Below are 21,281 nucleotides of genomic sequence, written 5' to 3'. Positions count from 1 at the left end.
CCGGGCATCCGGCTCGCGTGGTGATCTCGGCGTACAAGCGGTGGCTGTGCCGGACATTGGCCGAGCTGGCCGAGCTGGCCGAGCAGGCCGGGCTGGACCGGCCGGAGGAGGTGGGGTACGCGTTGCTGCTGCTCATCGATGGCGCCAACGCCCGGGTGGTGGTCGATGACGACCGTACGGCGATGCTGCGCGCCAAGGCCACGGCGGCGATGCTGATCGGGGTGGCCGATGCGTGAGCCGCCGGTCGGCCTGGAGCACGCATTCACCTTTGCGATCCCCGAAAGCAAGACCGTCCCCGCGCTGTACCCGGAGTCGCCGGAGTTCGCCGCGATGCCTGCGGTGCTGGCCACCGGCTTCCTCGTCGGGCTGCTGGAGTGGACGTGCGTGCGCGCGCTGGTGCCGTATCTGGACTGGCCGCGCGAGCAGACGGTCGGCACCCACATCGCGGTCAGCCACCAGGCGGCGACCCCGCCCGGACTGAGCGTCACCTGCCGGGCCCGCCTGACCGGCGTCGACGGCCGCCGGCTGACCTTCGAGGTGCACGCGCACGACGGTCACGACCTCATCAGCGCCGGCACCCACGAGCGTGCCGTCATCGACACGGCCCGCTTCACCGCACGTGTCCTGAGCAAAGGTGGTTCTCGGGGAGCCGGATCTCTCTGACTCCGCCGCCCTCGCCGCTGCTGGAGGCGCTGCAAGAGCGCTTCGCCCGAGTGCTGGGCGACGGCCTCGATCCCTTGACCGTGCAGGCCCACCAGCCCCAGGTACTGGAATCCATGGCGGCCTTCGAACGTGGCCTGGCCCGCTGGGACACCGTGTCCCGCGCCGTCAAGGAGTTGGCCGCCGTGGCTGTCGTGGTCAAGATCGGCTGCGGCTGGTGCATCGATTTCCGCCATCGGGAGAGCCTCGCGCACGGCACCCCGGCCGCCAAGATCGAGGCGGTACCGGTCTGGCGCACCAGTGTGCTGTTCACCGGCCTGGAACGCCTGGTGCTGCGCTACGCCGAGGCGATGACCGACACTCCGCCCAACGTCACCGACGAACTCCTGGCCGACCTGCTGAGCCACTTCACCAAGGCGCGGGCCGTCGAGCTCACCGCCGTCATCGCGGTGGAGAATCAGCGTTCCCGCATCAACGCGGCCTTCGGCCTCACCTCCCAAGGCTTCCATCACCACTGCGCGGCGGCCCGCGCACGCCCACACCGCGCCGAGCCTGACGACGGCCCTTCGCTCTGAGGGCCGTCCAGGCGGCGGGCTTGCGGGTGACCTGAAACCCCGGCGCCGTTCAGCGGAGGGACTTGGCCAGCGACAGGGGTGTGGCCGCCTGCAGTTCGCCGGGCTTGTCCGTTCAGCACGCGCATTCCACCCGGCGCGGCCTGGCGGTGGTGTCCTCGGCCGACTCGCCGGAGGTGATCGGGGGTGGCGGCACCGTCGCCGCCGAACTTCTGGATCGGGGCGAGCAACCGAGCGTGCCGCTTGTGCCGGTCGGCGGGGCGGGCTGGCCGCCGGCTGCGCCATGGCCGCCGGGTGAGCATCCCCCGCCCCGGCCCGACACATCCAGTGTGTAGACAGGTAGTTAGCTAATTGCCATAATTCCTTTGTGTTGGACGTAGATCTCGTGAAGGCGCTGGCCAACGACAAGCGTCTGCTGATCTTGGAGTGGCTGCGCGACCCTGAACGCCATTTTCCGCCGCAGCGCGATGGCGATCTGGCGCGCGACGGAGTCTGCTCGTTGTTCATCGCCCAGAAGCTGGGGGTGAGTCAGCCGACCTGCGGTGAACATCTGAAAGTGCTCGCTCAGGCCGGCCTGTTGAACAGCAGGAAGATCAAGCAGTGGGTGTTCTACCAACGCGACGAAGACCGTATTTCCGAGGCGAAGGAGTTGCTGAGCGGTGAGTGGTGAGTTGGGCGGCGGTTCCCCCGCACCCGAGAGCCTGGACGTGGGGCTCTATGAGCGGTTGATCGCCGATCTGGAAGCGGCCGGAGCGCACTACCGTCTGATCGACCATCCACCCGAGGGGCGCACCGAGGTGGTCAGCGCTCTGCGTGGACACGACGTCGCGCAGGCCGCCAAGTGCCTGGTCGTGATGGTCAAGGTCGGCAAGAAGCAGAGCCGGTACGTGCTGGCCGTGGTGCCCGGTGATGCCCGCCTGGATCTGCAAGCGGTCAAAGCCCTGCTGGAGGGCACCTATGTCGCCTTCGCCGAGCGCGGCAAAGCCGAGGAACTGGCCGGCAGCGTCAGCGGCACCGTACTGCCCTTCAGCTACCACCCCAAGCTGGAGGTGATCGCCGATCCGGCACTGCTGCACGTGCCAGAGCTGTTCTTCAACGCCGCTCGGCTGGACCGCTCGATCGCCCTGGCCACCGGCGACTACCTCCGCCTGGCCGCCCCTCGCATCGCCGCCATCAGCACCACCGTCTGACTCCAGCCTCGCCCGGCACGGTATCCCCCGCGAGAAGATCTCCACCCGGGTGAAGGTCCGCCCCGAGTTCGAGGCCGCCCTCGCGGCCGCCCGCGAGGTGAAAGCCCACGCCCTGCACCGCCGCGTCATCCTCACCGTCTACGAGATGAAGCGCCTGGGCCGTGGCGCCGCCGAGTTCACCGCGCTGGCCGAGCACGAGAAGACGAGCGCCCACCCCGAGGCGGTGGAGCAGGCGCACGCCGGCTTCACGACGCTCAAGTAGACGGCGCAGCCTCCTGATCGAGGCCCTGCACCATGAAGCCGAGAGGTTGGCCGGTGAGGGAAAGCGGAGTTCCGGGCGTTCACCAACCGCGACCGGATGACCGCTGTTATGCGTGAGTGGTGCGGTGTCGTGTTCTGGAGGGGGCGCGCTCGCATCCGAGGCGGCCCGGCCGGCCGGCTCCTGGACCGCCAGATGGACGACCTCACCGCGGTGGGCTGCATCCGTAATCGGCTTGCGCCTCAAGCGGCCTGAGGTACGACAGTGGCCCCATGAACGACTACGAGCTGTACCCCATCGGAGACGCCGCGCGCCGCAGCGGCCTGAGTGTGAGCGCTGTCCGGTTCTACGCCGACACCGGGCTGATCGAGCCCACGGGCCTGAACGAGGCCGGCCACCGGATGTACAACATCCACGCCATCGCCCGGCTGGAACTCGTCCGCACCCTGCGCGAGTTGGACGCCGACCTGGAGGAGATTCGCCGTCTGCTCGAAGGCGGCACGACCCTGCACGACCTGCTCACCACACACCTGGAGTTCGTCGAGCGCCAGGAGCGCACCCTGCGGGCCAGGCGGGCGGTGCTCAGAACCCTGATCAAACAGGGCGGCACCGCTCAGGCCGACCTGATGCACAAGCTCGTCTGGATGGCCGACGAGGAACGCGAACAGATCATCGACGATTTCTGGAACGACGTCGGCGAGGACCTGGACGTCCCCGAGAGCGTCGTCGACCGGTTGCGGACGATGCGCCCAGTCCTGCCCGCGGACCCCACGGCCGCCCAGCTCGAGGCGTGGATCGACCTGGCCGACCTGGTGTCGAACCCGGTGTTCCGCGACGCGGTCCGTACCTACCTGCACGACATCTGGTCCACACCGGAGACCCGAGTCCTGGCGAGCGAGCCGTTTCAGGACTTCATGCATGTGAGTGGGGCCCCGCTCGTCGAGGGACTCCTCGCCGCGTACCGCGCCGGAGAGTCTCCCCGGTCCCCCTGGGCCCAGCATGCCGTCACACGCTTCATGGAAGCGGCCACCGCGCTGTCCGACACACCGCTCACCCCCGAAGTTCGAAACCGGATGGCCGACGGGTATCGGCAGATACCCGACATCATGCGCCAGATCGCTGAAGAGGAAGCCGCCTCCGAGGGCCCCACCTACGACGACGCTCACGGCCGGTACCTATCCCTGGTGGCGCTGATCAACGGGACTGCGAGCGAGGAAGACCATGACTCCATGCCCTATGCCTGGATCGCCGACGCCATGCGCGCCGTGGACCCGCCGACTCCCTAACGGCCACTCTTCGGTTCTGAGCTGCGGAAACGCTCTCTAGCGTTCGATTCCAGCCAGATGGTCCCGGCAAGTTCTCTTGACGCACAGTCCATTTGTAAAGCTATGATTTACAAGTGCAAGAGACGTTGACAGAGGCGGTGCGGGCCTTGAAAGCGCGCATGGAGGCGTTCCTCGCCTCACGTGTCCTGACGAGGAGCGACGACTGGGCCGACTCGATAGGGCGCGCCGTGAGCATGCAGGCCGCCGCCGATGACGTCGTGCGTGCCGTCGTGCAGCAGGCGCGCCAGAACGGCGCCACGTGGCAGGTCATCGGTGATGCGCTCGGCGTGAGCCGGCAGGCGGCGTTTCAGCGCTACGGCAAACCGATCGATCCAAGAACAGGAGAACCCATGAACACCACGCCCCTACCCGGCGTCGCCGAACTGGCCGCCTCGGTGATCGAGGGCCTCGCATCCGGGCAATGGACGCGTGTCACCGAGCAGTTCGATCCGAGCATGCGCGACGGCCTGTCGGAGGACGCGCTCGCGGCCGCGTGGGCGCAGATCGTCGGCCTGTCGGGAGCCTTCGAAGGGCATGGAGAGCCTGAGGTCACCCGGGCCGGCGACGTGACGATCACGAACACGCCGCTTGCGCTGGAGGCGGGCGACTACACGGTACGGATCGCGTTCCGCGACGACCGCACCATCGCCGGTCTGCACATCCTCGAAAGGCAGACGTCGTGACCATCGCAGCTCCGGGCGGATCGACGACGGCCACGCCCCGAGGCGGACCCCGCATGAGCAGGCGCGATCTGCGATCCATCGGTGTGTTCACCACCCTGGCGTTCGCGCTCGCCTGGCTCCTCGCGCTCCCGCTCTGGTTCGGTGACGGACTCGCCGGCCCCTGGTTCACAGTCGTGGCCGTCGCCACGATGACGACCCCCGCGATCGCCGCCCTCGTCGTCGTGTTCTTCGTCGAGCGGCCGCAGCACAAGACGTGGACGCTCGGACTGTGGCCGTTGCAACCGGCCCGGAGCCTGCTCGGCTACGCGGCGCTGGGGATCATCGTGTCCATCGCGCTCGTCCTGGTGGCGCTCCCGATCGGCGCGCTGCTGGGGGTCTACCCGGCCGATTTCGTGAACTTCTCCGCGTTCCAACAGGTCCTCGACGAGCAAGCGGGCGCCGCGGGAGTGGCCGAAATCCCGATACCGATCGGCGCGCTCATCGTCATCCAGCTCGCCGCACTCCCCTCGGCGGCGTTCATCAACCTCATCCCCGCGCTGGGGGAGGAACTCGGGTGGCGAGGGTGGCTGCTGCCGAAACTGATGCCGCTCGGTACACTCCCAGCCCTCCTGATCTCGGGCGTGATCTGGGGCCTTTGGCACGCTCCGCTCATTCTCCTCGGATACAACTACCCGGATGCGCCGGGCTGGCTCGGCATGACCGCGATGGTCGCCATGTGCATCCTGGTCGGCGCGGTCTTCAGTTGGCTGCGGCTCCGATCGGGGTCCGTGTGGCCCGCGGCCCTCGCGCATGCCGCGTTCAATGGGGCGGGCGGGACCTACCTCGTCTTCGCCAAGGCCGGCGAGCGCATCGACACCACGCAGGCGACGATCCTCGGCTGGAGCGGGTGGATCGTGCCGCTCGCGCTCGTCGTGATTCTGATCGCCACGGGACAGTTCGCTTCCGCGAAGCACCCATGACCGTGAAGCTCGTCTCACTGAAACCACGGGCTGACCAGGAAACCCTGGGCCCCCTGTCCCACGGGACCCTAACTCCCGGACAGTGATCCTTCCCTGGTCACGAATCGCCCGCAGCGCGGGGAGCGTGCTCCCGACGATGCTGACCGAACGCGTCGAGCAAGCCGCCCCTAAGCGTCCTGCGTCGCGGGTTCGAGCCCTGCCAGAAGGTTGAACGTGCCGGTGAGCTGGTTCAAAGCGACCAACCCCGGTAGCTCGGCGATGATCCGATCGCTCCAGCCATGCGCACGCAGTTGCGCCACGTCCTCGTCACCGATGGCCGACGGCTCGGCCAGAATGCGGACCGCCATCGCGATGAGGGCCGCCTCACGGGCGTCCGTCGAGGTGCCCTGGCGGGCGAGCGCGATGTCGGTCTCGCTGAGCCCCGCCGCGCGGGCCGCCTCCGCGTGCGCGTCCAGGCAGTAGGCGCAGCCAATCCACTCCTGCACGGCCAGCGAGACCTTCTCGCTCAGGGCACGGGGCAGCTTGACGCGCTTCATGGCTCGGGACAACTCCAGGTAGCCCTGCAGCAGAGCCGGCGAATGAGCCATGGTGGCGACCATCTCCCCCACGCCGCCACTCCTGCCGACGATGTCCTCCAGCAGTTCACGTGACTTCCCGGGCGCTTCGGCAGGTTCCAGGGCGGTAAGGCGTCGCATGTGATCTCCTCAGTCGAGCGCACCAATACCCCTAGAGGGTATATCGACAGCGGATGCTTTCGCCACCCTCCCGGGCCGAGCGGTCCGCCCCTCCCCCCGCCACCGAGGCGACGCCTATGGCCATATAGCCCTGCCCGAACGGATCGGGGGTCTGGCGACTCTCCGGGCGAGCCGGCTGATTCTCACCCGTGACGGGCCGGCGTCTGGCGGGTGGGGTCAGACGCGGAGACCGAGCGGCGGACTCGAAGCAGAGCGCCTATGAGGAGGGCTCCAAGGACTACGAGGGCGGCGGCGATGGTGAGCGCGAACGCGAAACCTTCCGTCGCGGCGCCCGGCGAACCGGTTCGGGAATCGCTGTGACGTGCGCTCACGGTGACCAGGACCGCGATTCCGACCGCCCCGCCCACCTGCTGTACCGAGGTGAACAAGGCCGAGCCAAGACCGGCGTTCTCCTCGGTGGTGCCCGTAACCCCGGCCGCCGTCAGGACCGGCAGGCTCAGCCCGCATCCCAGACTCGTGACGAGCATGCCCGGCAACACACCGGTCGCGTACGGGTCGCCCGCCGCCACGCCCGACAACATCAGCAGGCCGGCCGCGCTGACCAGGAAGGCCAGGACCAGAGCCCAGCGCATGCCCAGCCTCGTCAGCGCGCGGGCGGAAAGCCACATGCCCGCGAGGATCCCGGCACCGTAGGGCAGGTAGGCGATGCCGGCCTGGAGTGGGCTGTATCCGAGCACGGTCTGCAGGTGGATCATCAGCAGGTAGGCCATCGCGTACATGGCCACGGAGAACAGCAGGGTCGCGCTGTTGGCGACGGCACGCGTCCGATGGGCCAGGAACGACATCGGCACCAGCGGCTCGGCCGCCCGCGACTCCACCGCGAGGAACCCGGCCGCCAGGACGGCGGCCAGCAGCAAGGGCGCGATGACGACCACGTCCGCCCAGCCCGATTCGCGGGCCTGGAGCAGGCCATAGACGAGGGACAGCACGGCGGTCGTGCTCAGGAGGGCGCCGGGTACGTCCAGGCGTGGCCGGCGCGTGGCTCGGCTTTCCGCGACCAGGCGGGGCAGCAGCGCGAGAGCCACCGCCGCCACGGGCAGGTTGATCAGGAAGATCCAGCGCCAGGAGATGAGGTCGGTCAGCACACCGGAGATCACCAGGCCGCTCGTGCCGCCCAGGGCCGCGACGGCGCCCCAGACGCCCAGCGCTCTGGTGCGCTCCTCGGCACCGGGGAACAGCAGGGTGATCAGCGACAGCGCGGTCGGCGCCGCCATGGCCGCTCCCCCGCCCTGGACGAACCGCCCGGCCACGAGCTGCCACGGCTCCTGGGCGAGCCCGCAGGCCAGACTCGCCGCCCCGAACAGGGCCACCCCGACGAGAAAGACACGGCGCCGGCCCAGCAGGTCGGCCGCGCGGCCGGCCAGCAGCAACAACCCGCCGAAGGTCAGGAAGTACGCGTTGACGACCCAGGCCAGCCCAGAATCGCTGAAGCCCAGCTCGTCTCGGAGGCTGGGCAGGGCGACCGACACCACGTTGTCGTCCAGGATCAGCATGAACTGTACGAAGCACAGCACGACCAGCGCCGCCCGAGGGCGACCGGCGACCTCAGGAGCCACCGGCGTCATGACAGGTGTCCCACGGATACGTCTGCCGAGTGGAGAGATAGAGGATTAATCAGCACCCGACGACGCTATGCGCCGCCCGGTGCTGGCCACAATCCGCGATGAGGCCGGACAATAACGCCATGAGGACACGCCCTGAGGACATGATCGAGGCCGTCGACACCACCGTCCCCGCCTCGGCCGGGGTGATCGTCGTCGGGCGCTTCCCGCTGGAGTCGGGGCAGTGGATCTCCCCGCACAGCCACACCCACCACCAGCTCGCCTGGACGCGCAGCGGCGTGCTCAGCGTCGCCGTCGACGACGCGTACTGGATCCTGCCACCCACCCGGGCCCTGTGGCTACCAGCGGGAGTCGTCCACCGGACAGGCGCCACCCGCGACGCCATACTGTGCAGCCTCTACCTCGACCCGGAGCGATGCGCCCTCGACTGGACCGAGCCCACCGCGGTCGGCGTCGACGGGCTGCTGGCCCACCTGATCGCCTACCTCGCCCGCGAGGACCTCGCCGACGACGCGCGGCTTCGCGCAGAGGCGGTGGTGCTGGACCTGCTGCGCCCGCTGCCGGCCCTGCCGATCGACGTTCCGCCGCCCGTGGACGACCGGGTACGCGCCGTGGCCGACGCCCTGCTGGACAACCCCGCCGACCCCCGCGGCCTGGACGCCCACGCACGCGCCATCGGCGTGAGCCGACGCACCCTGACCCGGCTGTTCGTCCGCGACACGGGCATGAGCTTCGACCGCTGGCGCACCCACATGCGGTTGCGCGCCGCCCTGCCTCTCCTTGCCGAAGGACGGCCGGTGGCGCAGGTCGCGCACACCGTGGGATACGCCACCCCGAGTGCCTTCCTCGCGGCGTTCCGCCGTACCGTCGGCACCTCACCTGGCCGCTACCTCAACGGAGACGCCGTTCTCGAGCCTTGATCCACGAGGTGCACCTGCTGCGCAGCGGACGGCCATGGCCACATGTGCGCCCGTCCCCGCGCATGGATCGGTCGTCGATGCAAGGGCAGCACGTATGGCTTCGCGGCGGCCCCGCTGATCTCGGCGTGGACCGAAGCGGTGTGCGCGAGCGGGATCTCGGCTTCCGCCGGCGAACTCTGATCTGCGCGTCGCCGCCCGGGCGCCGGGAGGACTTCTGAAGCTGAGTTCTCAACCGGGAGAGACCCTGACGACTCCGGCGAGATTGCGTGTGTGCACGGGCACGATCTTGACGACGTCGCCCGTTCTGGGTGCCTGGATCATCTTCCCGTCACCCCAGTAGATCGCCGCGTGGGAGATGTAGCCGGGGTTCGTCGGGTCGAGCCGCCAGAAGATGAGGTCGCCCGGCTGCATCTCCGCGAACGGCACCTGCGGGCCGCTGGCGAACTGCTGGTGTGTCACCCTGGGCAGGCGAATGCCCGCGCGTCCGAAGGCCCATTGGATCAGCCCGGAGCAGTCGAACGCATCGGGTCCCTCAGCGCCCCAGACGTAGGGGGCGCCGAGTTTGCTCGCGGCGGCGGTCAGGGCGGTACGGATCCGGTCGCCGGGCAACGAACTGGGCGCTCTTCCGGTACGGGCAGGCGTGAACACGGGCTTGAGGACGACGACCTGGAGCCCTTTGGGCAGCGTACGTGACAGGGCGTTCCTGAGCTTGGCGGAGTCGGCCCGTGGCGCGCTCACCAGCAGGGCGTTCCCCTGCGGCAACCCCAAGCGCCGTGCGGTGGGCCTGGACACGACCGCGTCGATGATCCCCAGCCCCATGGTGGCCACGGCACCGACCCGCAACCGCAGGCTTCCCGCGTTCACCGAACTACCCGGCGCCAACCCGCCGTCCGTCCCCAAGCCGAAGGAGATGGCGGCGTCACCTGCTGCGATGCTCTGCCACAACGGATCCGAGCGGGCCGTGGGACCGGGCGTGTAGGAGCGGAATGACGACGGGTCCACGCCCATGGTGGACACCTGTCTGCCCGCGATCGTCAGCCGGGCCGCATCAACCGGCTCCACCGCAGACACTCCCGTCCGCCCGCGGACGCTCGCCACCACCATCTCGGACAGCGTGCGGTCGCCGAGAACCAGAAGGTGGGCCTCGCGACGCCGCTTCAGCGGCGCGACCGGTTCGGCCGCCGGCGACGTGGGGGGAATGCGCCTGCCCATGCTGGATGGACGCTCAACCGGCCTGGTGATCTCGGGAAGGGGTTTCAACGTGGCGAGAACCACCACACCCGTGGCCAGCACGACGGCGATCGCCGCGGACAGCAGGAAGATCAGCGAAAAGCTACTACGATTCATCGTCTGGTCTGATCGCGCACAGAGCCAAGATGATGCCCTTCCATAGCCGCCGATCGGCTCCACCTACTATGCAATATAGTGGCAAACGGAGACATCAGTGAAGGCGGAGATGTCTGCGGAGCCAGCGGGTGACCGGCGGGAAGGCAGCCAACCGGAGGGGCAGATCGCGTTTCAGGAGGTCCAGCCGGCTGGCGGGGGCGTGGGAGCCGGTGCTACGGCGGCCCATGGCCTGGCGTTCCTCGACCTCTGGTCGTAGCTCGGCCTCCCATGCACGCAACGCCGCCGGAATGTCGTCGGGATGGCGGCTCAACGCGTCACCCAGGACTTCGGCACCGCCGACCGCCAGCGAGGATCCATAGCCGGCGAAGAGCGTGACACACCAGGCGGCATCACCTAGGAGCACCACGCGCCCGTCGCTCCAGCGGTCGGCGATGATCTGGCTGACGCTGTCGAAGTACACGTTGTCGGCCGGCATGGTTCTGATCAGGTCGGGAGCGGCCCAGGTGATGTCCCGGTAGGCGTCCGCCAGCGCTCGCCGTGGGCCCTTGGCCAGTTCGGCGGCCGGGTCCGGGGTGCCGTACGTGAAGAAGGCCGCGGTACGGCCCGGCCCCAGGTTGGCGATCATGAAGATGCCGCCGACGCGACCGACGGTGGTGAAGGCGTGTTCGCGGGCGCCCTCCGGCAGGTGGTCCAGCGTTGTGGCGGCGACCATGTGGCCGAGGTCGCGGCGGAAGCGTTGTTCGGGGCCGAAGACCAGCTCGCGGACCTTCGAGTGCAGCCCGTCCGCTCCGACCAGCAGCTCCGCCTCCAGTACGGTGCCGTCGCCGAGCTCGACCCGTACCCCTTCCTCGTCCTGCACCACGGCGGTGAGCGTGGCGCCGAACCTGATCGGCACCTTGCCCGCCACCGCCTCGTAGAGCGCCGCCTCGATGTCGCCGCGCATCAGCGTCAGCCCTCGATCTCCGAGCAGGGCGCCCACCGTGTCGCCCGAGACCGCGAATCGGTGCCGGCCGTCGGCCTTCCGGTAGACCATGTCCACGGCGCCGACATGACGTTCGCGCAGGGCGGGCAGGATGCCCATGCGCTCGGCGGCGCCGTAGCCGCGGCCGAAGAACGCGACGATGTATCCGCCGCTGCGCCGGGCCGGCGCCCGCTCGATCACCACCGGCTCCCAGCCCATCTGGCTCAGCTTCAGCGCGGCGGCGAGTCCGGCGATCCCGGCGCCCACGATGACGGCTCTTCTGGTCATGATCTTTCCCTTCGGAGGACGGTGAGAGCGATGATGACGACAACGGCCATCGCCCCTGTTGCGACGCCGAATCCGGCGCGGTGCCCGGCGACGGGTAGCGGATGAATGCCCCTGCGGCGATCACCACTCCCGCGTCTCCACAAGCCTCCTCAAGTCGAGAATGAACACTCGCTCATACTATATGAGCGCATGCTCATTCTTGGCAATCGGGTAGATTTGCTGGCCATGTCACCGCGCGGCGTTGCGATCCCGGACCTACGGCAACAGCTCTTCAACGCGGCCGAACGCGTGCTCCAGGAGAAGGGCCCCGCCGGCCTGACCGGGCGCGCCATCACCAAGGAGGCCGGCTGCGCGACCGGCCTGCTCTACAACCACTTCGCCGACCTGGACACCTTCCTGGCCGCGCTGCTCCTCGACCGGGCCGGCCGCGCGGGAACGGGGATGGCGCGCCTGCCGGGGCGTGCCGGCACGGGCGATGTGGTCGATAACCTCATGGACGGCATCGAGGTACTGTTCGCGGGCAACCTGCTCGCACTCGCCGGACTCGCCATGGCCAGACCGAGCATCATCAGCCATCTGGGCGAAGCACTCGCCGACGGCACCCTGGAAATGGACGCCGGCGAGCGCGCCTTCGCCGCCTACCTACGGGCGGAGCAAGAACACGGCCGCATCGTGGCCGACGCGGACGCCGAGGCGCTCGCTCTTGCCCTGGTGGGCGCCGCGCACCAACTCCTGCTCACCCGCGGCCCGCACGCCACCGACCTGCGCGACCGCATGCGCAGAACAGCGACGGCCTTGATCGACCGCGTCACCACGCAGGCGTAGCGGACCAACAGCCTACGACTGCTCTTAGTAGTTCGGGCTTCGCAACGGTTACGGACACACTGAGAGACTTCTTCCGGATCGCCGGTCCAGGGCTCGTCCGCCATATATCTGCAGTTCATCGGCATCTTGCGTGCCCCGATGGGGAATTTCGGAGTTTACATATTGAGCTCTTGTATCTACGGAAAACCTCTATAGAGTCGCATGAAACACCGCTCGCCCGCGCGGCGGCGGTCTCGACCTCTTATACCCCCGGGAGGTTCCGTGATCCGGCAACCGAGGAAGTTCTTCGCGACGGCGGCCACGCTCTGGTTAGCTCTGACCGCATGCGGCACGGGTACGGAGCCTCCACAGAGCGGGAAAGCGGCGAAGAGCGTCACGATCGCCATCTCCTCCGACGAGGGCACGCTGACCCCGTTCACCAGCCAGACCGGCTACCCGGGAAACAACCTGGTGAAGCTGATCTTCGACACACTGGTGATCGTCCAGGGCGACTCGGTCACGCCGCTGCTGGCCAAGCAGATCCAGACCACGGACAACAAGGTCTTCACGTTGCCCCTCCGGCCCGGGGCCACCTGGCATGACGGCAAACCGCTGACCGCTGACGACGTGGTGTTCAGCGTCGAGTTCTACAAGAAGAACATGGAGGGCGACTCCTCCATCGACGTCCGACCGGTGGAGAGCGTGACCGCAAGCGGCGACACCGTGACCCTCACCCTCAAGGCGCCCGATCCCGAGTTCCCCCGGCGCATCCTGGCCGACATGGCGATCCTGCCCAAGCACCTGTGGTCGTCGGTGGAGAAGGTGAGCGAGGCGGGGACGGACAAGGCGATCGGCTCGGGGCCGTACAAACTCACCCAGTACGACAACGCCCGCGGGTACACACTGACCGCCAACCCGTCCTACGCCCTGGGCAAGCCGAAGGTCGACACCGTCAAGGTCGTGGTCATCCCCGAGGAGTCCACCCAGTTCGCCGCCCTGCGCACGGGCGAGATCCACCTGTCCGCCCGCACCGTACCCCCGCAGCAACTCCAGGCCCTGGAAAGACAGCCGAACATCGGCGTCGTCAAGGGCACCGAGTTCGCCTCCACGCTGCTGGCCTTCAACACGACCAGGGCCCCGTTCGACAAGCCCGAGGTACGGCGCGCCCTGGCCAAGGCGATCGACGTGACGGACCTGGTGAAGACCGCCCTGCTCGGCCAGGGCACGCCCGGCGACCCTGGCTTCATCCACGCCGGCTCCCCCATCAAGCCCGGCCCGTTGACCCCCGTCTACGACGTCGAAGCGGCCAAGCGCGAGCTCGACGCCCTGGGTGCCAAGCCGGGAGCCGACGGAATCCGGGTGCTCGACGGGAAGCCGATGTCGTACGAGTTGCTGGTCCAGAGCACGTCCACCGACCGGCTGCGCAGTGCCGAGCTGATCCGCGACATGCTCAAGACGGCGGGCGTGGCCGTGAAGGTCGCCTCGCTCGACTCCGACTCGCTGGACGCGAAGGTGTGGCCCGACTACGACGTGCGCAAGGGCCGCAACTACGACATGTCCATGTGGGGCTGGTCGGCCCCCGTCATGCTCAGCAGCGGCACCATCGCCCAGCTCGTGGCCTCCGACCCGGACGACGGCTCGCTGAACATCGTCGGGCTCAAGAACGACCAGGTCGATGCCACCGTCAAGACCCTCACCACGGCCCCCACCATGGAGGCCAAAACGGCGGCGGCCAAGCAGCTCCAAGCCCAGATCGCCGAGCAGATGCCGTTCCTGACGCTCTACTACCGCAACGGCGCCTACGCCTTCCGCAAGGACGTCTACGGCGGCTGGACCTGGCAGGACGGCTCGGCCGTGCTCAACAAGTTCTCGCTCGTCGACTTCAAGCTCCAATGACCTGGCGTTACGCGGCCGGCCGCCTGGCCGAGTACGCCGCCGTCCTCGCGGTGGCGCTCACTCTGAACTTCGCCCTGCCGCGCGCGCTGCCCGGCGGCCCGCTGAAGCTCTTCGGCAGCCCGGAGGCGCTGGCCAGGCTCACCGCGGACGAACGAGCCCAGATCGCCACTCAGTACGGCTTCGGCAAGCCGTTGCCCGAACAGTTCCTCGACTACCTCGGCGGCGTTTTCACCCTGAACCTCGGCACGTCCCTGTCCGACGGGCGCCCGGTCACCCAGGCGCTCGGCGAGGCGCTGCCGTGGACGTTGCTGCTCGTCGGCACCAGCATCGTGGCCACCGCGCTGGTCGGGGTGACGTTCGGTGTGGTGGGCGCGCTCCGAAGGCGGAGGGGCAAGGGCTCGGGGCTGCTCGGCACGGCCATCGTGCTGGACTCGTTCCCGCAGTTCTGGCTGGGGATGCTGCTCATCGTGCTGTTCGGCGTGCAGCTCCAGGTGCTGCCGACGTTCGGCGTGTCCGGTGTCGAGGGGGTGACGGTCTCCGGGGTGCTGGTGCACCTGATCCTGCCGGTGAGCACCCTGACCCTGACCGGGATGGGGTACCTGTTCCTTTACACCCGCTCGTCGCTGCTGACGGTGCTGACCAGCGAGCCGATCCAGCACGCGCACGCCCGGGGCGTCCCGTACGGGCGGCTCGTCCGGCGGCACGCCCTGCGGCCGGCGCTGCTGCCGGTGCACACGATCCTCATGATGGAGATCGGCTTCCTCGCCGCCGGCTCGATCGTGGTCGAGACCGTCTTCGCCTATCCGGGACTCGGCCGTCTGACCTTCGACGCGATCACGGCCCGCGACTATCCGCTGATGCAGGGCGCGTTCCTGGTGCTGACGCTGATGGTCGTGCTGATGAACGCGCTGGCCGACGCCACCTATCCGCTGCTTGATCCCCGCGCCAGAACCGGAGGCGGCCGATGATGTTCCTGCGCGCACCCCGCCGTGACCTCCTGGGCACCCAGGGGCTCATTGGTGCCGGGATCCTCACCGTGGTCGTCGGCGTCGCCCTGTACGGCACGGCACTGCCCGACGACGCGGGCCGCGCCCGGGTGGCGGAGCCCTACGCCTCTCCGGGCGATGGGCTTCCGCTCGGCGCCGACGATCTCGGCAGGGACCTGCTCGACCAGCTCATCGTCGGCGCCGGCACCTCACTCAGCCTGGCCTTCATCGTCGCCGTGGCCACCACCGTCCTCGCGGCGCTGGTCGGCGGGGCGGCCGGGATCGGGCCGCGCTGGCTGTCGGCGATGCTGATGCGCGGCACCGACGTCATGCTGGTGCTGCCCGAGCTGATCCTCTACATCCTGGCGGCTGCCTTCCTCGGGCAGTCGTTCGGTGTCCGGGTGACGATCTTGGCCCTGATCCTGTGGCCGGTCCCGGCCCGCGTACTGCGGGCCGCCGTGTTGACCGCGTGGTCGCGCGGTCATCTGGAGGTGGCCCGCGCGATGGGCGCGCCGCGCTGGTGGCTGCTCCTGCGGCACGGCTCGTACCTGATCGGCCCGCTGCTCATCCCGGTCTTCGTCCGTACGGCCATGCGGGCGGTCATCTACGACGCGACCCTTTCCTTCCTCGGCCTGGGCGACCCCACGGCGCCGAGCTGGGGCACCACGCTGTTCTGGGTGCAGACCAACGGCGTGTTCCTCTCCGACGCGTGGCTCTGGTGGGCGCTCCCGCCGGGCGCTGCCATCACACTCACCGTGCTCGCCCTGGCCCTCATCGGCATCGCCGTCGAAGAACGCCTCAACCCCGCGCTCCGGGAGGCCACCCGATGACGCTCTCACTGCGCGACCTCACGATCGGCTACGGCGGACTGACGGCGGTGGACCGCATCACCCTCGACGTCGGGGAAGGCGAGGTCGTGGCGCTCGTCGGCGAGAGTGGCTGTGGCAAGACCTCGCTCGCCCGCGCCCTGCTCGGGCTGCTCCCGGCCGCCGCGACCGTGACCGGGTCCGCCAGGCTCGGCCAGGAGGAGCTGGCCGGCCGTACCGACTGGACGAACGTCCGCGGCCGCCAGATCGCCATCGTTCCCCAAGGCGCGATGACCGGTCTCAGCCCGGTGCATCGCATCAGCGCCCAGATCACCGAGATGCTCACCCTGCACGGTGGCCGCGCGGATCCCGCCGAACTGCTCGAACGCGTCGGACTTCAGCCGGCCATGCTGCGGTGTTACCCGCATGAGTTGTCCGGCGGGCAACGCCAGCGGGTGGCGATCGCCCTGGCGCTGGCGGGCGAGCCGCGACTGCTGATCGCCGACGAACCCACCACCGGACTGGACGTGCTCACCCAGCGGCAGGTCCTCGAACTGCTCGCCGGACTCGGCACCACCATGCTCGTCGTCTCGCACGACCTCGCCGGGCTGATGCCGTACGCGGACCGGGTCGCGGTCATGTACGCGGGACGGCTTGCCGAGGTGGGCCCGGCACGTACGCTCGCCGCCGAGCACGCCCACCCCTACACGGCCGGCTTGCTCACCGCCACGCCGGTCGCGGACCGCCAGGTGCCGTGGGGCAGCATCCCCGGCTCCGCCCCCGCCCTTGAGCTGCTGCCGGACGGATGCCGGTTCGCCCCGCGCTGTCCCCTGGCCACCGGCCAGTGTTCGCTGGAAGAGCCACCGCTGCGCACGCGCAGCAAAGCTCAGGTGGCCTGCCACCACCACGACAAGCCGACCTACCCGGTGGTGCCGCGGAGCGTCCACACCCCCGGGGCACCGGTCGTGCGTGTCACCGGCGTCCATCACCGTTACCGGACGCGGTCCAGGACCGTGGAGGCGCTGCGTGGCGTGGATCTCGACATCCATGCCGGAGAGATCGTCGGACTCGTGGGCGAGAGCGGCTCGGGCAAGAGCACCCTGGCCAGGATCATCCTCGGCCTGCTCCGCCCGTCGAGCGGCCAGGTCGAGATCGCGGGCGAGGAACTGACCGCACAGCGCGGCCGGGCGCTGCGCCGCCTCCAGCAGCGGATCGGCTTCGTGCACCAGGACCCCTACGACGCGCTGCATCCCGGAATGCGCGTCGCCGGCCTGGTCACCGAACCCCTCACCACAATCGGCGCACCGCGGAACCAGCGAGCCGCCCGGATGCGTGCCGCGGTGAGCGCCGCCGGGCTACCGACGACGGACGAGTTCCTGCAGCGCTTCCCCGGTCAACTGTCGGGCGGCCAGCGGCAGCGCGTGTCCATCGCCCGAGCGCTTGTGGCCGATCCGCTCCTCCTGGTCGCCGACGAGGCCACCTCGATGCTGGACGTCTCCACCCGCGCCGGCATCGCCACGACGCTGCGTGCCCTGGCCACCGATCGCGCCCTGGCCGTGCTGTTCGTCACCCATGACCTCGGTGAAGCGGTGCAGTCGTGTGACCGGATCGTGGTGCTGCGCGACGGCACGGTCGTCGAGCAGGGACTCTCCGCGGACCTGGCCGACGCGCCCGCCCACGTCTACACGGCACAACTGCTCGACGCGGCTCGTACCGCATGAAAGGACGAACAGACTTGACGGACGTCTTCGCACGCCTGGAATCCTTCGGCGACCGCTTCCGGCTGGAGCGCGGGCTCGCACCAGGAGAGGACTGGATCGGCTGTGACCGGCTGCTGGACCCATCCTCCGACGAGCTGGGCCAGGTGCTCGACGCCGAGCGACACGCGAGCGGCCAGGTCTCCGACCACGCGACCGCACTGACCGTCATGGCGGTCTACGCGGGCACCGTGACCGCCTCCGCCCTCCTCGCCTGGGCCGTGGACGGCAAGGTGATCGACATGCGTCCGCGGAACGTCGCCATCCGGCTCTCCCCGCACCACGGCTTCGAAGCCGTCGGTCTCCGCGAACCCACCGTCGCCGAGGCACCTGTGGAGACGCTGGTCTCGTGGGTGCTGGACGATCATCTGCTGCCGCTGGCGCGGGCGATGCGCGTACGTACCCGCGCCGGGCTGCGGCAGCTCTACGGCGGCGTGGCCCACGGCTGCGCGGCGGCCTTCTGCATCGCCAGCCGCCGCGGCGGTGACATCGATCAGTTGGAGGGCGCCTACCAAAGCTTCTTGACCGCAGCCACCGGCGATCTCGGCCGCCTGGGCAGTGTCATCCGCCTCAGGGAGAACGACCGTGAAGGCCTGTTCTATCTACGCAACACCTGCTGCCTCTACTACACCTCCGCGGAGCAGGTGAAGTGCTCCAGTTGCTGCCTGGACACCGTCGAAGATCGCGTGACGAACTACCGGCGGGTCCTGGCCGAGGGCGTCGTACCGCACTGACAGACGAGAAGCCCAAGAGGGCATTGACCAGGTCGAGTGGGTGAACCAAGGCAATTTGCCAGCCCTTGTTCTCTTCATGCGAACCCGGCCGGGATCCCGTGTTCGGAGTGGCGGCGGCGATCGCCAACGCGATCAGCAGACGACCACGTCACTGACGGGCCCCCCTTGCCACACCGGGCAGGGAACGGCCCTGTCCTTGCCCGGCGGTGAAAGCCTGCCTCAACCATCGGTTATGTGATCGGACTCATGGGAAGGCGCCTTGGCCGGCGCCGGCGAGGAGTATCGGTGGGTGACGACCGCCAGGATCGCTCCTGCCACGGCTGCGACGGCTGCCGCCGCAAAGGCGGCGGTGCCGGTGTCCTCAGGGCCGATGAGCCGACCGGCGACGGCGGTGCCCAGGCCGTAGCCGGCCCACATGAAGGTGTTGAGCCAGGCGAAGACCTCGGTGCGGTAGCGGGCTGGAGCGTGGTCGGCGAGAAGAGTCGGCACGGCGGCGTCGCGCGGCCCGGTCACCAGCCCGACAAGAGTGATCAGTACGGCGAGCGACACGAAGCCGGGTGCCCAGCCTGCGCCCAGCAGAACGGCCGCTTCCGCGAGCGGAAGCACGACGAGCAGGCGTCCGCCGGTGATGGGCCAGGCTCGGGCGCCGTACCCGAGGGTGCCGAGGAGGGCGCCGGCTGACAGCAGGCCCATCAGCACGCCGGCGGACGCTGCCGAGCCGAACGTGGCGGCCGAGGCGACCGTGGCGATGCGCAGACAGCCGAAGGTGAACGTGCCGGAGGCGGCGATGATCAGCAGCAGCAGGGTGCGCCGGTGGGTGAGCGGCCCGGCCAGATGAAACCGGCCCGGCGGGGCGGGCGCGACCTGCCTCATTGCGGAGGACATCCGCAGCAGTGCGGTGCCGAGCAGCACGGCGGCCCCAGCGGCCGTCACCACGCCATGGGCCGGGATGAACCAGGTCAGGACCGGTACGAGCAGAGGGCCGACAATGAACATCAGTTCGTTCACGGCGTTGTCGATCGCGTAGGCGGCAGGCAGCGAGGTGGCGGGGACGAGGCGTGGCCAGGCGCTTCTGATGACCGATCCGGCGGGCGGGGTGGTGGCACCGAGCAGCACCGCGGCACCGATCATCAGAGTCGGCGGGGCGAGCAGGAGCAGGGCGTAAGCGAGAGCGTGAGCTGCCAGGTAGCCGGTCAAGGCAGGACGCGGGCCGTATCGGTCGGCGATGCGCCCGCCCAGCGGCGCGCACAAGGCCAGGGCCAGGGCGTGGCCGGTGAGGACGAGCCCGGCGCCGGCATAGGAGCCGAGCTTGTCGACGGCGTCCAGCAACAGGGCGAAGCTCAGCACGGGCGTGCCCAGCTTGACGATGAGCCCGGCGACGAGCAGGTAAGGGACACCCGGATGGGCGAGTAAACGGCGATAGGACACGAACACGGCAGCTCCGTTACCATCTAACTGGATTACGCCTATGACACACGGAGAGGTGTTACTAGTCAAGTGGAAATAGCCTGTAACGTGACCCGGCAGGCTCCGCTCATAGCCGAGCTGGTCAACCTGGCGACGGCGCGCCGGCGGGGTGGCGCCTCGGTTCAGCCGCTGGCGGGCGAGGACCTGGTGACGGCGTTCGCCGCCCAGCTCGGAGACCAGGCGAGCGCGTCCCTGCGCGCCCTTCCGGACGCGGGCCCGCGCCTGGCCGAGCTGGCCGCCGAGCTACGGCAGGCGCTGCTGGCCGAACGACCGGCGGGCCAGGCCTCCCACATCAATGCGATGATCCGCAGGTACGGCGCGCAGCCGTACCTGGTCGAGGACGTCGGCCAGCCCTTCCACCTGCACTTCCACGGCTGGGGCGGCACTCAGGTGGAAGCCTTGGGCGGCGAGTTCGCCACGGCGCTGGCCCTGATCGTCGACGGCTACGGCCCCGAACGCTTCGGGGCGTGCGAGGCGCACCAATGCGAGGCGGTCTACATCGACCTGACTCGCAACGCTTCCCGCCGCTACTGCAGCGCAGCATGTACGGCTCGCGCCAAGACCGCCGCCTACCGCAACCGCCGTCAAATGTGATCGAGCGGCGACCAACCGGCCCAAACGAGCCCCTTGACCCGTCCGAGTGCGGACCACACTCGGACGGGTCATGAGGTCAGAGCCGATCCAGAATCTTCTGCAACTGCTCCACCTCGGCCTGCTGCGTGGCTTCTATCGCCTTGGCGAGCTCTTTGGCCTTCGGGTCCGAACCATTCGCCTGTTCGGTGCGGGCCATCTCGATCGCGCCGTTGTGGTGGGCGATCATCTGCTGCGCGAACAGCTTGTCGAACTCCTTGCCCTTGGCGCCGTCGAGCTTCTTCATGTCCTCCTCGGACATGACGCCGGGCATGTCGTGCCCCATGCCGGCCTCGGGCGCGGCCTTGCCCCACTCGGTCAGCCAGCCCTTCATGGTCTGGATCTCTGGGTCCTGAGCCGCTTTGATCTTCGTCGCGAGCTCCTTGATCTCCGGATCGCTCGCACGCGTCGCCGCGAGGTCGGCCATCTCGACCGCCTGCTCGTGGTGCGGAATCATCATCTGCGCGAACATGACGTCCGCGTCGTTGAAGGTCCCCGAGGGCTGGGCGCCGGCGCTGGTCGCGGCCGGCGCGCTGCTGCTGCTCACTCCCTCATGTCCTGCCATGGAATCGCTGCTCCCACCACAGGCGGTCACCAGGGCAAGGGCGCCCGCGGCCATGGCAATGGACATCTTGCGGTTGATACGCATGGTTGTTTCTTCTCTCGATGTGTCGAACCGTCGGCCTGTGCGCGGGCAGGCTCCGAAGCCTGTCCACACGA

The 21,281-nt window shown here is 69.1% G+C and carries 23 protein-coding genes; 17 read left to right on the top strand and 6 right to left on the bottom strand.

Translation table 11 applies throughout. The features are described 5' to 3' along the window. Positions 1–17 precede the first annotated feature (17 nt). From AB0I15_RS49325 to AB0I15_RS49285, 9 genes are all read left to right on the top strand, one after another. Positions 18–236 (top strand): hypothetical protein, encoded by a 219-nt coding sequence (locus tag AB0I15_RS49325; protein WP_358113157.1) that lies wholly within the window; start codon positions 18–20, stop codon positions 234–236. Next, the gene (locus AB0I15_RS49320) at positions 229–663 is read left to right on the top strand and encodes a thioesterase family protein (protein WP_358113155.1); all 435 of its coding nucleotides are present in this window, start codon (positions 229–231) and stop codon (positions 661–663) included. Before AB0I15_RS49325 ends, AB0I15_RS49320 begins: the two co-directional genes overlap by 8 nt. 80 nt (positions 664–743) lie before the next feature. Then, positions 744–1,235: a carboxymuconolactone decarboxylase family protein gene (locus AB0I15_RS49315; protein ID WP_358113187.1), complete on the top strand. Its 492-nt coding sequence runs from the start codon at positions 744–746 to the stop codon at positions 1,233–1,235. A gap of 364 nt (positions 1,236–1,599) precedes the next feature. Further along, positions 1,600–1,902, top strand: a complete 303-nt coding sequence (locus tag AB0I15_RS49310; protein ID WP_358113153.1) for a helix-turn-helix domain-containing protein — start codon at positions 1,600–1,602, stop codon at positions 1,900–1,902. Continuing rightward, positions 1,892–2,422 (top strand): YbaK/EbsC family protein, encoded by a 531-nt coding sequence (locus tag AB0I15_RS49305; protein ID WP_358113151.1) that lies wholly within the window; start codon positions 1,892–1,894, stop codon positions 2,420–2,422. The genes AB0I15_RS49310 and AB0I15_RS49305 overlap by 11 nt, the downstream gene beginning before the upstream one ends. A gap of 49 nt (positions 2,423–2,471) precedes the next feature. Further along, positions 2,472–2,684, top strand: a complete 213-nt coding sequence (locus AB0I15_RS49300) for a hypothetical protein (RefSeq protein WP_358113149.1) — start codon at positions 2,472–2,474, stop codon at positions 2,682–2,684. Between the two features lie 269 nt (positions 2,685–2,953). Further along, positions 2,954–3,967 carry a MerR family transcriptional regulator gene (locus AB0I15_RS49295; protein WP_358113147.1) on the top strand — a complete coding sequence of 338 codons (1,014 nt, stop codon included), beginning with the start codon at positions 2,954–2,956 and terminating at the stop codon, positions 3,965–3,967. 158 nt (positions 3,968–4,125) lie between these two features. Further along, positions 4,126–4,689, top strand: a complete 564-nt coding sequence (locus AB0I15_RS49290; RefSeq protein ID WP_358113185.1) for a DUF3887 domain-containing protein — start codon at positions 4,126–4,128, stop codon at positions 4,687–4,689. 53 nt (positions 4,690–4,742) lie between these two features. Beyond that, a complete protein-coding gene (locus tag AB0I15_RS49285; RefSeq protein ID WP_358113145.1) occupies positions 4,743–5,648 on the top strand; it encodes a CPBP family intramembrane glutamic endopeptidase in 906 nt (301 codons plus the stop codon). Positions 5,649–5,815: 167 nt separating this feature from the next. Here AB0I15_RS49285 and AB0I15_RS49280 read toward each other — a convergent pair whose 3' ends face one another. Both AB0I15_RS49280 and AB0I15_RS49275 read right to left on the bottom strand, forming a co-directional pair. Next, on the bottom strand, positions 5,816–6,343 hold the full coding sequence (locus AB0I15_RS49280) for a carboxymuconolactone decarboxylase family protein (RefSeq protein WP_358113143.1): 528 nt from the start codon (positions 6,341–6,343) through the stop codon (positions 5,816–5,818). 182 nt (positions 6,344–6,525) lie between these two features. Next, positions 6,526–7,959, bottom strand: coding sequence for an MFS transporter (locus AB0I15_RS49275; RefSeq protein ID WP_358113141.1), 1,434 nt, complete (start codon positions 7,957–7,959; stop codon positions 6,526–6,528). 128 nt (positions 7,960–8,087) lie between these two features. On the opposite strand from AB0I15_RS49275, the gene AB0I15_RS49270 reads away from it, so the two are divergent. Further along, complete coding sequence (locus AB0I15_RS49270; protein WP_358113139.1) at positions 8,088–8,885, top strand: helix-turn-helix transcriptional regulator; 798 nt, start codon at positions 8,088–8,090, stop codon at positions 8,883–8,885. Between the two features lie 228 nt (positions 8,886–9,113). Here the strand turns inward: AB0I15_RS49270 and AB0I15_RS49265 are convergent, their stop codons facing one another. Both AB0I15_RS49265 and AB0I15_RS49260 read right to left on the bottom strand, forming a co-directional pair. Further along, entirely contained in the window at positions 9,114–10,232 is a 1,119-nt protein-coding gene (locus AB0I15_RS49265; RefSeq protein ID WP_358113137.1) for a C40 family peptidase, read from the bottom strand. 94 nt (positions 10,233–10,326) lie between these two features. Beyond that, complete coding sequence (locus AB0I15_RS49260; RefSeq protein WP_358113135.1) at positions 10,327–11,481, bottom strand: FAD-dependent monooxygenase; 1,155 nt, start codon at positions 11,479–11,481, stop codon at positions 10,327–10,329. A gap of 225 nt (positions 11,482–11,706) precedes the next feature. Between AB0I15_RS49260 and AB0I15_RS49255 the strand changes: the two genes are divergently transcribed. The 6 genes from AB0I15_RS49255 to AB0I15_RS49230 all read left to right on the top strand — a co-directional run bounded on the left by AB0I15_RS49255 (position 11,707) and on the right by AB0I15_RS49230 (position 18,464). Continuing rightward, on the top strand, positions 11,707–12,306 hold the full coding sequence (locus AB0I15_RS49255; protein WP_358113133.1) for a TetR/AcrR family transcriptional regulator: 600 nt from the start codon (positions 11,707–11,709) through the stop codon (positions 12,304–12,306). 450 nt (positions 12,307–12,756) lie between these two features. Further along, positions 12,757–14,181, top strand: coding sequence for an ABC transporter substrate-binding protein (locus tag AB0I15_RS49250; RefSeq protein ID WP_358113131.1), 1,425 nt, complete (start codon positions 12,757–12,759; stop codon positions 14,179–14,181). Continuing rightward, positions 14,178–15,149, top strand: a complete 972-nt coding sequence (locus tag AB0I15_RS49245; RefSeq protein WP_358113129.1) for an ABC transporter permease — start codon at positions 14,178–14,180, stop codon at positions 15,147–15,149. The genes AB0I15_RS49250 and AB0I15_RS49245 overlap by 4 nt, the downstream gene beginning before the upstream one ends. Further along, the gene (locus AB0I15_RS49240) at positions 15,146–15,997 is read left to right on the top strand and encodes an ABC transporter permease (protein WP_358113127.1); all 852 of its coding nucleotides are present in this window, start codon (positions 15,146–15,148) and stop codon (positions 15,995–15,997) included. The genes AB0I15_RS49245 and AB0I15_RS49240 overlap by 4 nt, the downstream gene beginning before the upstream one ends. Further along, complete coding sequence (locus AB0I15_RS49235) at positions 15,994–17,694, top strand: ABC transporter ATP-binding protein (protein WP_358113125.1); 1,701 nt, start codon at positions 15,994–15,996, stop codon at positions 17,692–17,694. Before AB0I15_RS49240 ends, AB0I15_RS49235 begins: the two co-directional genes overlap by 4 nt. A 14-nt stretch (positions 17,695–17,708) precedes the next feature. After that, complete coding sequence (locus AB0I15_RS49230; RefSeq protein ID WP_358113123.1) at positions 17,709–18,464, top strand: (2Fe-2S)-binding protein; 756 nt, start codon at positions 17,709–17,711, stop codon at positions 18,462–18,464. 219 nt (positions 18,465–18,683) lie between these two features. On the opposite strand, the gene AB0I15_RS49225 is transcribed toward AB0I15_RS49230, so the two are convergent. Further along, entirely contained in the window at positions 18,684–19,898 is a 1,215-nt protein-coding gene (locus AB0I15_RS49225) for an MFS transporter (protein ID WP_358113121.1), read from the bottom strand. A gap of 81 nt (positions 19,899–19,979) precedes the next feature. Here AB0I15_RS49225 and AB0I15_RS49220 point away from each other — a divergent pair, with 81 nt between their 5' ends. Further along, positions 19,980–20,525, top strand: coding sequence for a CGNR zinc finger domain-containing protein (locus tag AB0I15_RS49220; RefSeq protein WP_358113119.1), 546 nt, complete (start codon positions 19,980–19,982; stop codon positions 20,523–20,525). A gap of 76 nt (positions 20,526–20,601) precedes the next feature. Here the strand turns inward: AB0I15_RS49220 and AB0I15_RS49215 are convergent, their stop codons facing one another. Continuing rightward, a complete protein-coding gene (locus tag AB0I15_RS49215; protein WP_358113117.1) occupies positions 20,602–21,210 on the bottom strand; it encodes a DUF305 domain-containing protein in 609 nt (202 codons plus the stop codon). Positions 21,211–21,281: the final 71 nt, after the last annotated feature.

This window comes from Nonomuraea sp. NPDC050643, from assembly GCF_040654715.1.
In the GTDB taxonomy this organism is placed as follows: domain Bacteria; phylum Actinomycetota; class Actinomycetes; order Streptosporangiales; family Streptosporangiaceae; genus Nonomuraea.
This window is presented reverse-complemented; position numbering and strand designations above follow the sequence as displayed.

Coding starts and splice junctions, on each gene's coding strand:
- AB0I15_RS49320 (WP_358113155.1), top strand. CDS start 229: ATGCGTGAGCCGCCGGTCGGCCTGGAGCACGCATTCACCTTTGCGATC.
- AB0I15_RS49295 (WP_358113147.1), top strand. CDS start 2,954: ATGAACGACTACGAGCTGTACCCCATCGGAGACGCCGCGCGCCGCAGC.
- AB0I15_RS49290 (WP_358113185.1), top strand. CDS start 4,126: ATGGAGGCGTTCCTCGCCTCACGTGTCCTGACGAGGAGCGACGACTGG.
- AB0I15_RS49285 (WP_358113145.1), top strand. CDS start 4,743: ATGAGCAGGCGCGATCTGCGATCCATCGGTGTGTTCACCACCCTGGCG.
- AB0I15_RS49280 (WP_358113143.1), bottom strand. CDS start 6,343: ATGCGACGCCTTACCGCCCTGGAACCTGCCGAAGCGCCCGGGAAGTCA.
- AB0I15_RS49270 (WP_358113139.1), top strand. CDS start 8,088: ATGAGGACACGCCCTGAGGACATGATCGAGGCCGTCGACACCACCGTC.
- AB0I15_RS49265 (WP_358113137.1), bottom strand. CDS start 10,232: ATGAATCGTAGTAGCTTTTCGCTGATCTTCCTGCTGTCCGCGGCGATC.
- AB0I15_RS49260 (WP_358113135.1), bottom strand. CDS start 11,481: ATGACCAGAAGAGCCGTCATCGTGGGCGCCGGGATCGCCGGACTCGCC.
- AB0I15_RS49255 (WP_358113133.1), top strand. CDS start 11,707: ATGTCACCGCGCGGCGTTGCGATCCCGGACCTACGGCAACAGCTCTTC.
- AB0I15_RS49245 (WP_358113129.1), top strand. CDS start 14,178: ATGACCTGGCGTTACGCGGCCGGCCGCCTGGCCGAGTACGCCGCCGTC.
- AB0I15_RS49240 (WP_358113127.1), top strand. CDS start 15,146: ATGATGTTCCTGCGCGCACCCCGCCGTGACCTCCTGGGCACCCAGGGG.
- AB0I15_RS49235 (WP_358113125.1), top strand. CDS start 15,994: ATGACGCTCTCACTGCGCGACCTCACGATCGGCTACGGCGGACTGACG.
- AB0I15_RS49215 (WP_358113117.1), bottom strand. CDS start 21,210: ATGCGTATCAACCGCAAGATGTCCATTGCCATGGCCGCGGGCGCCCTT.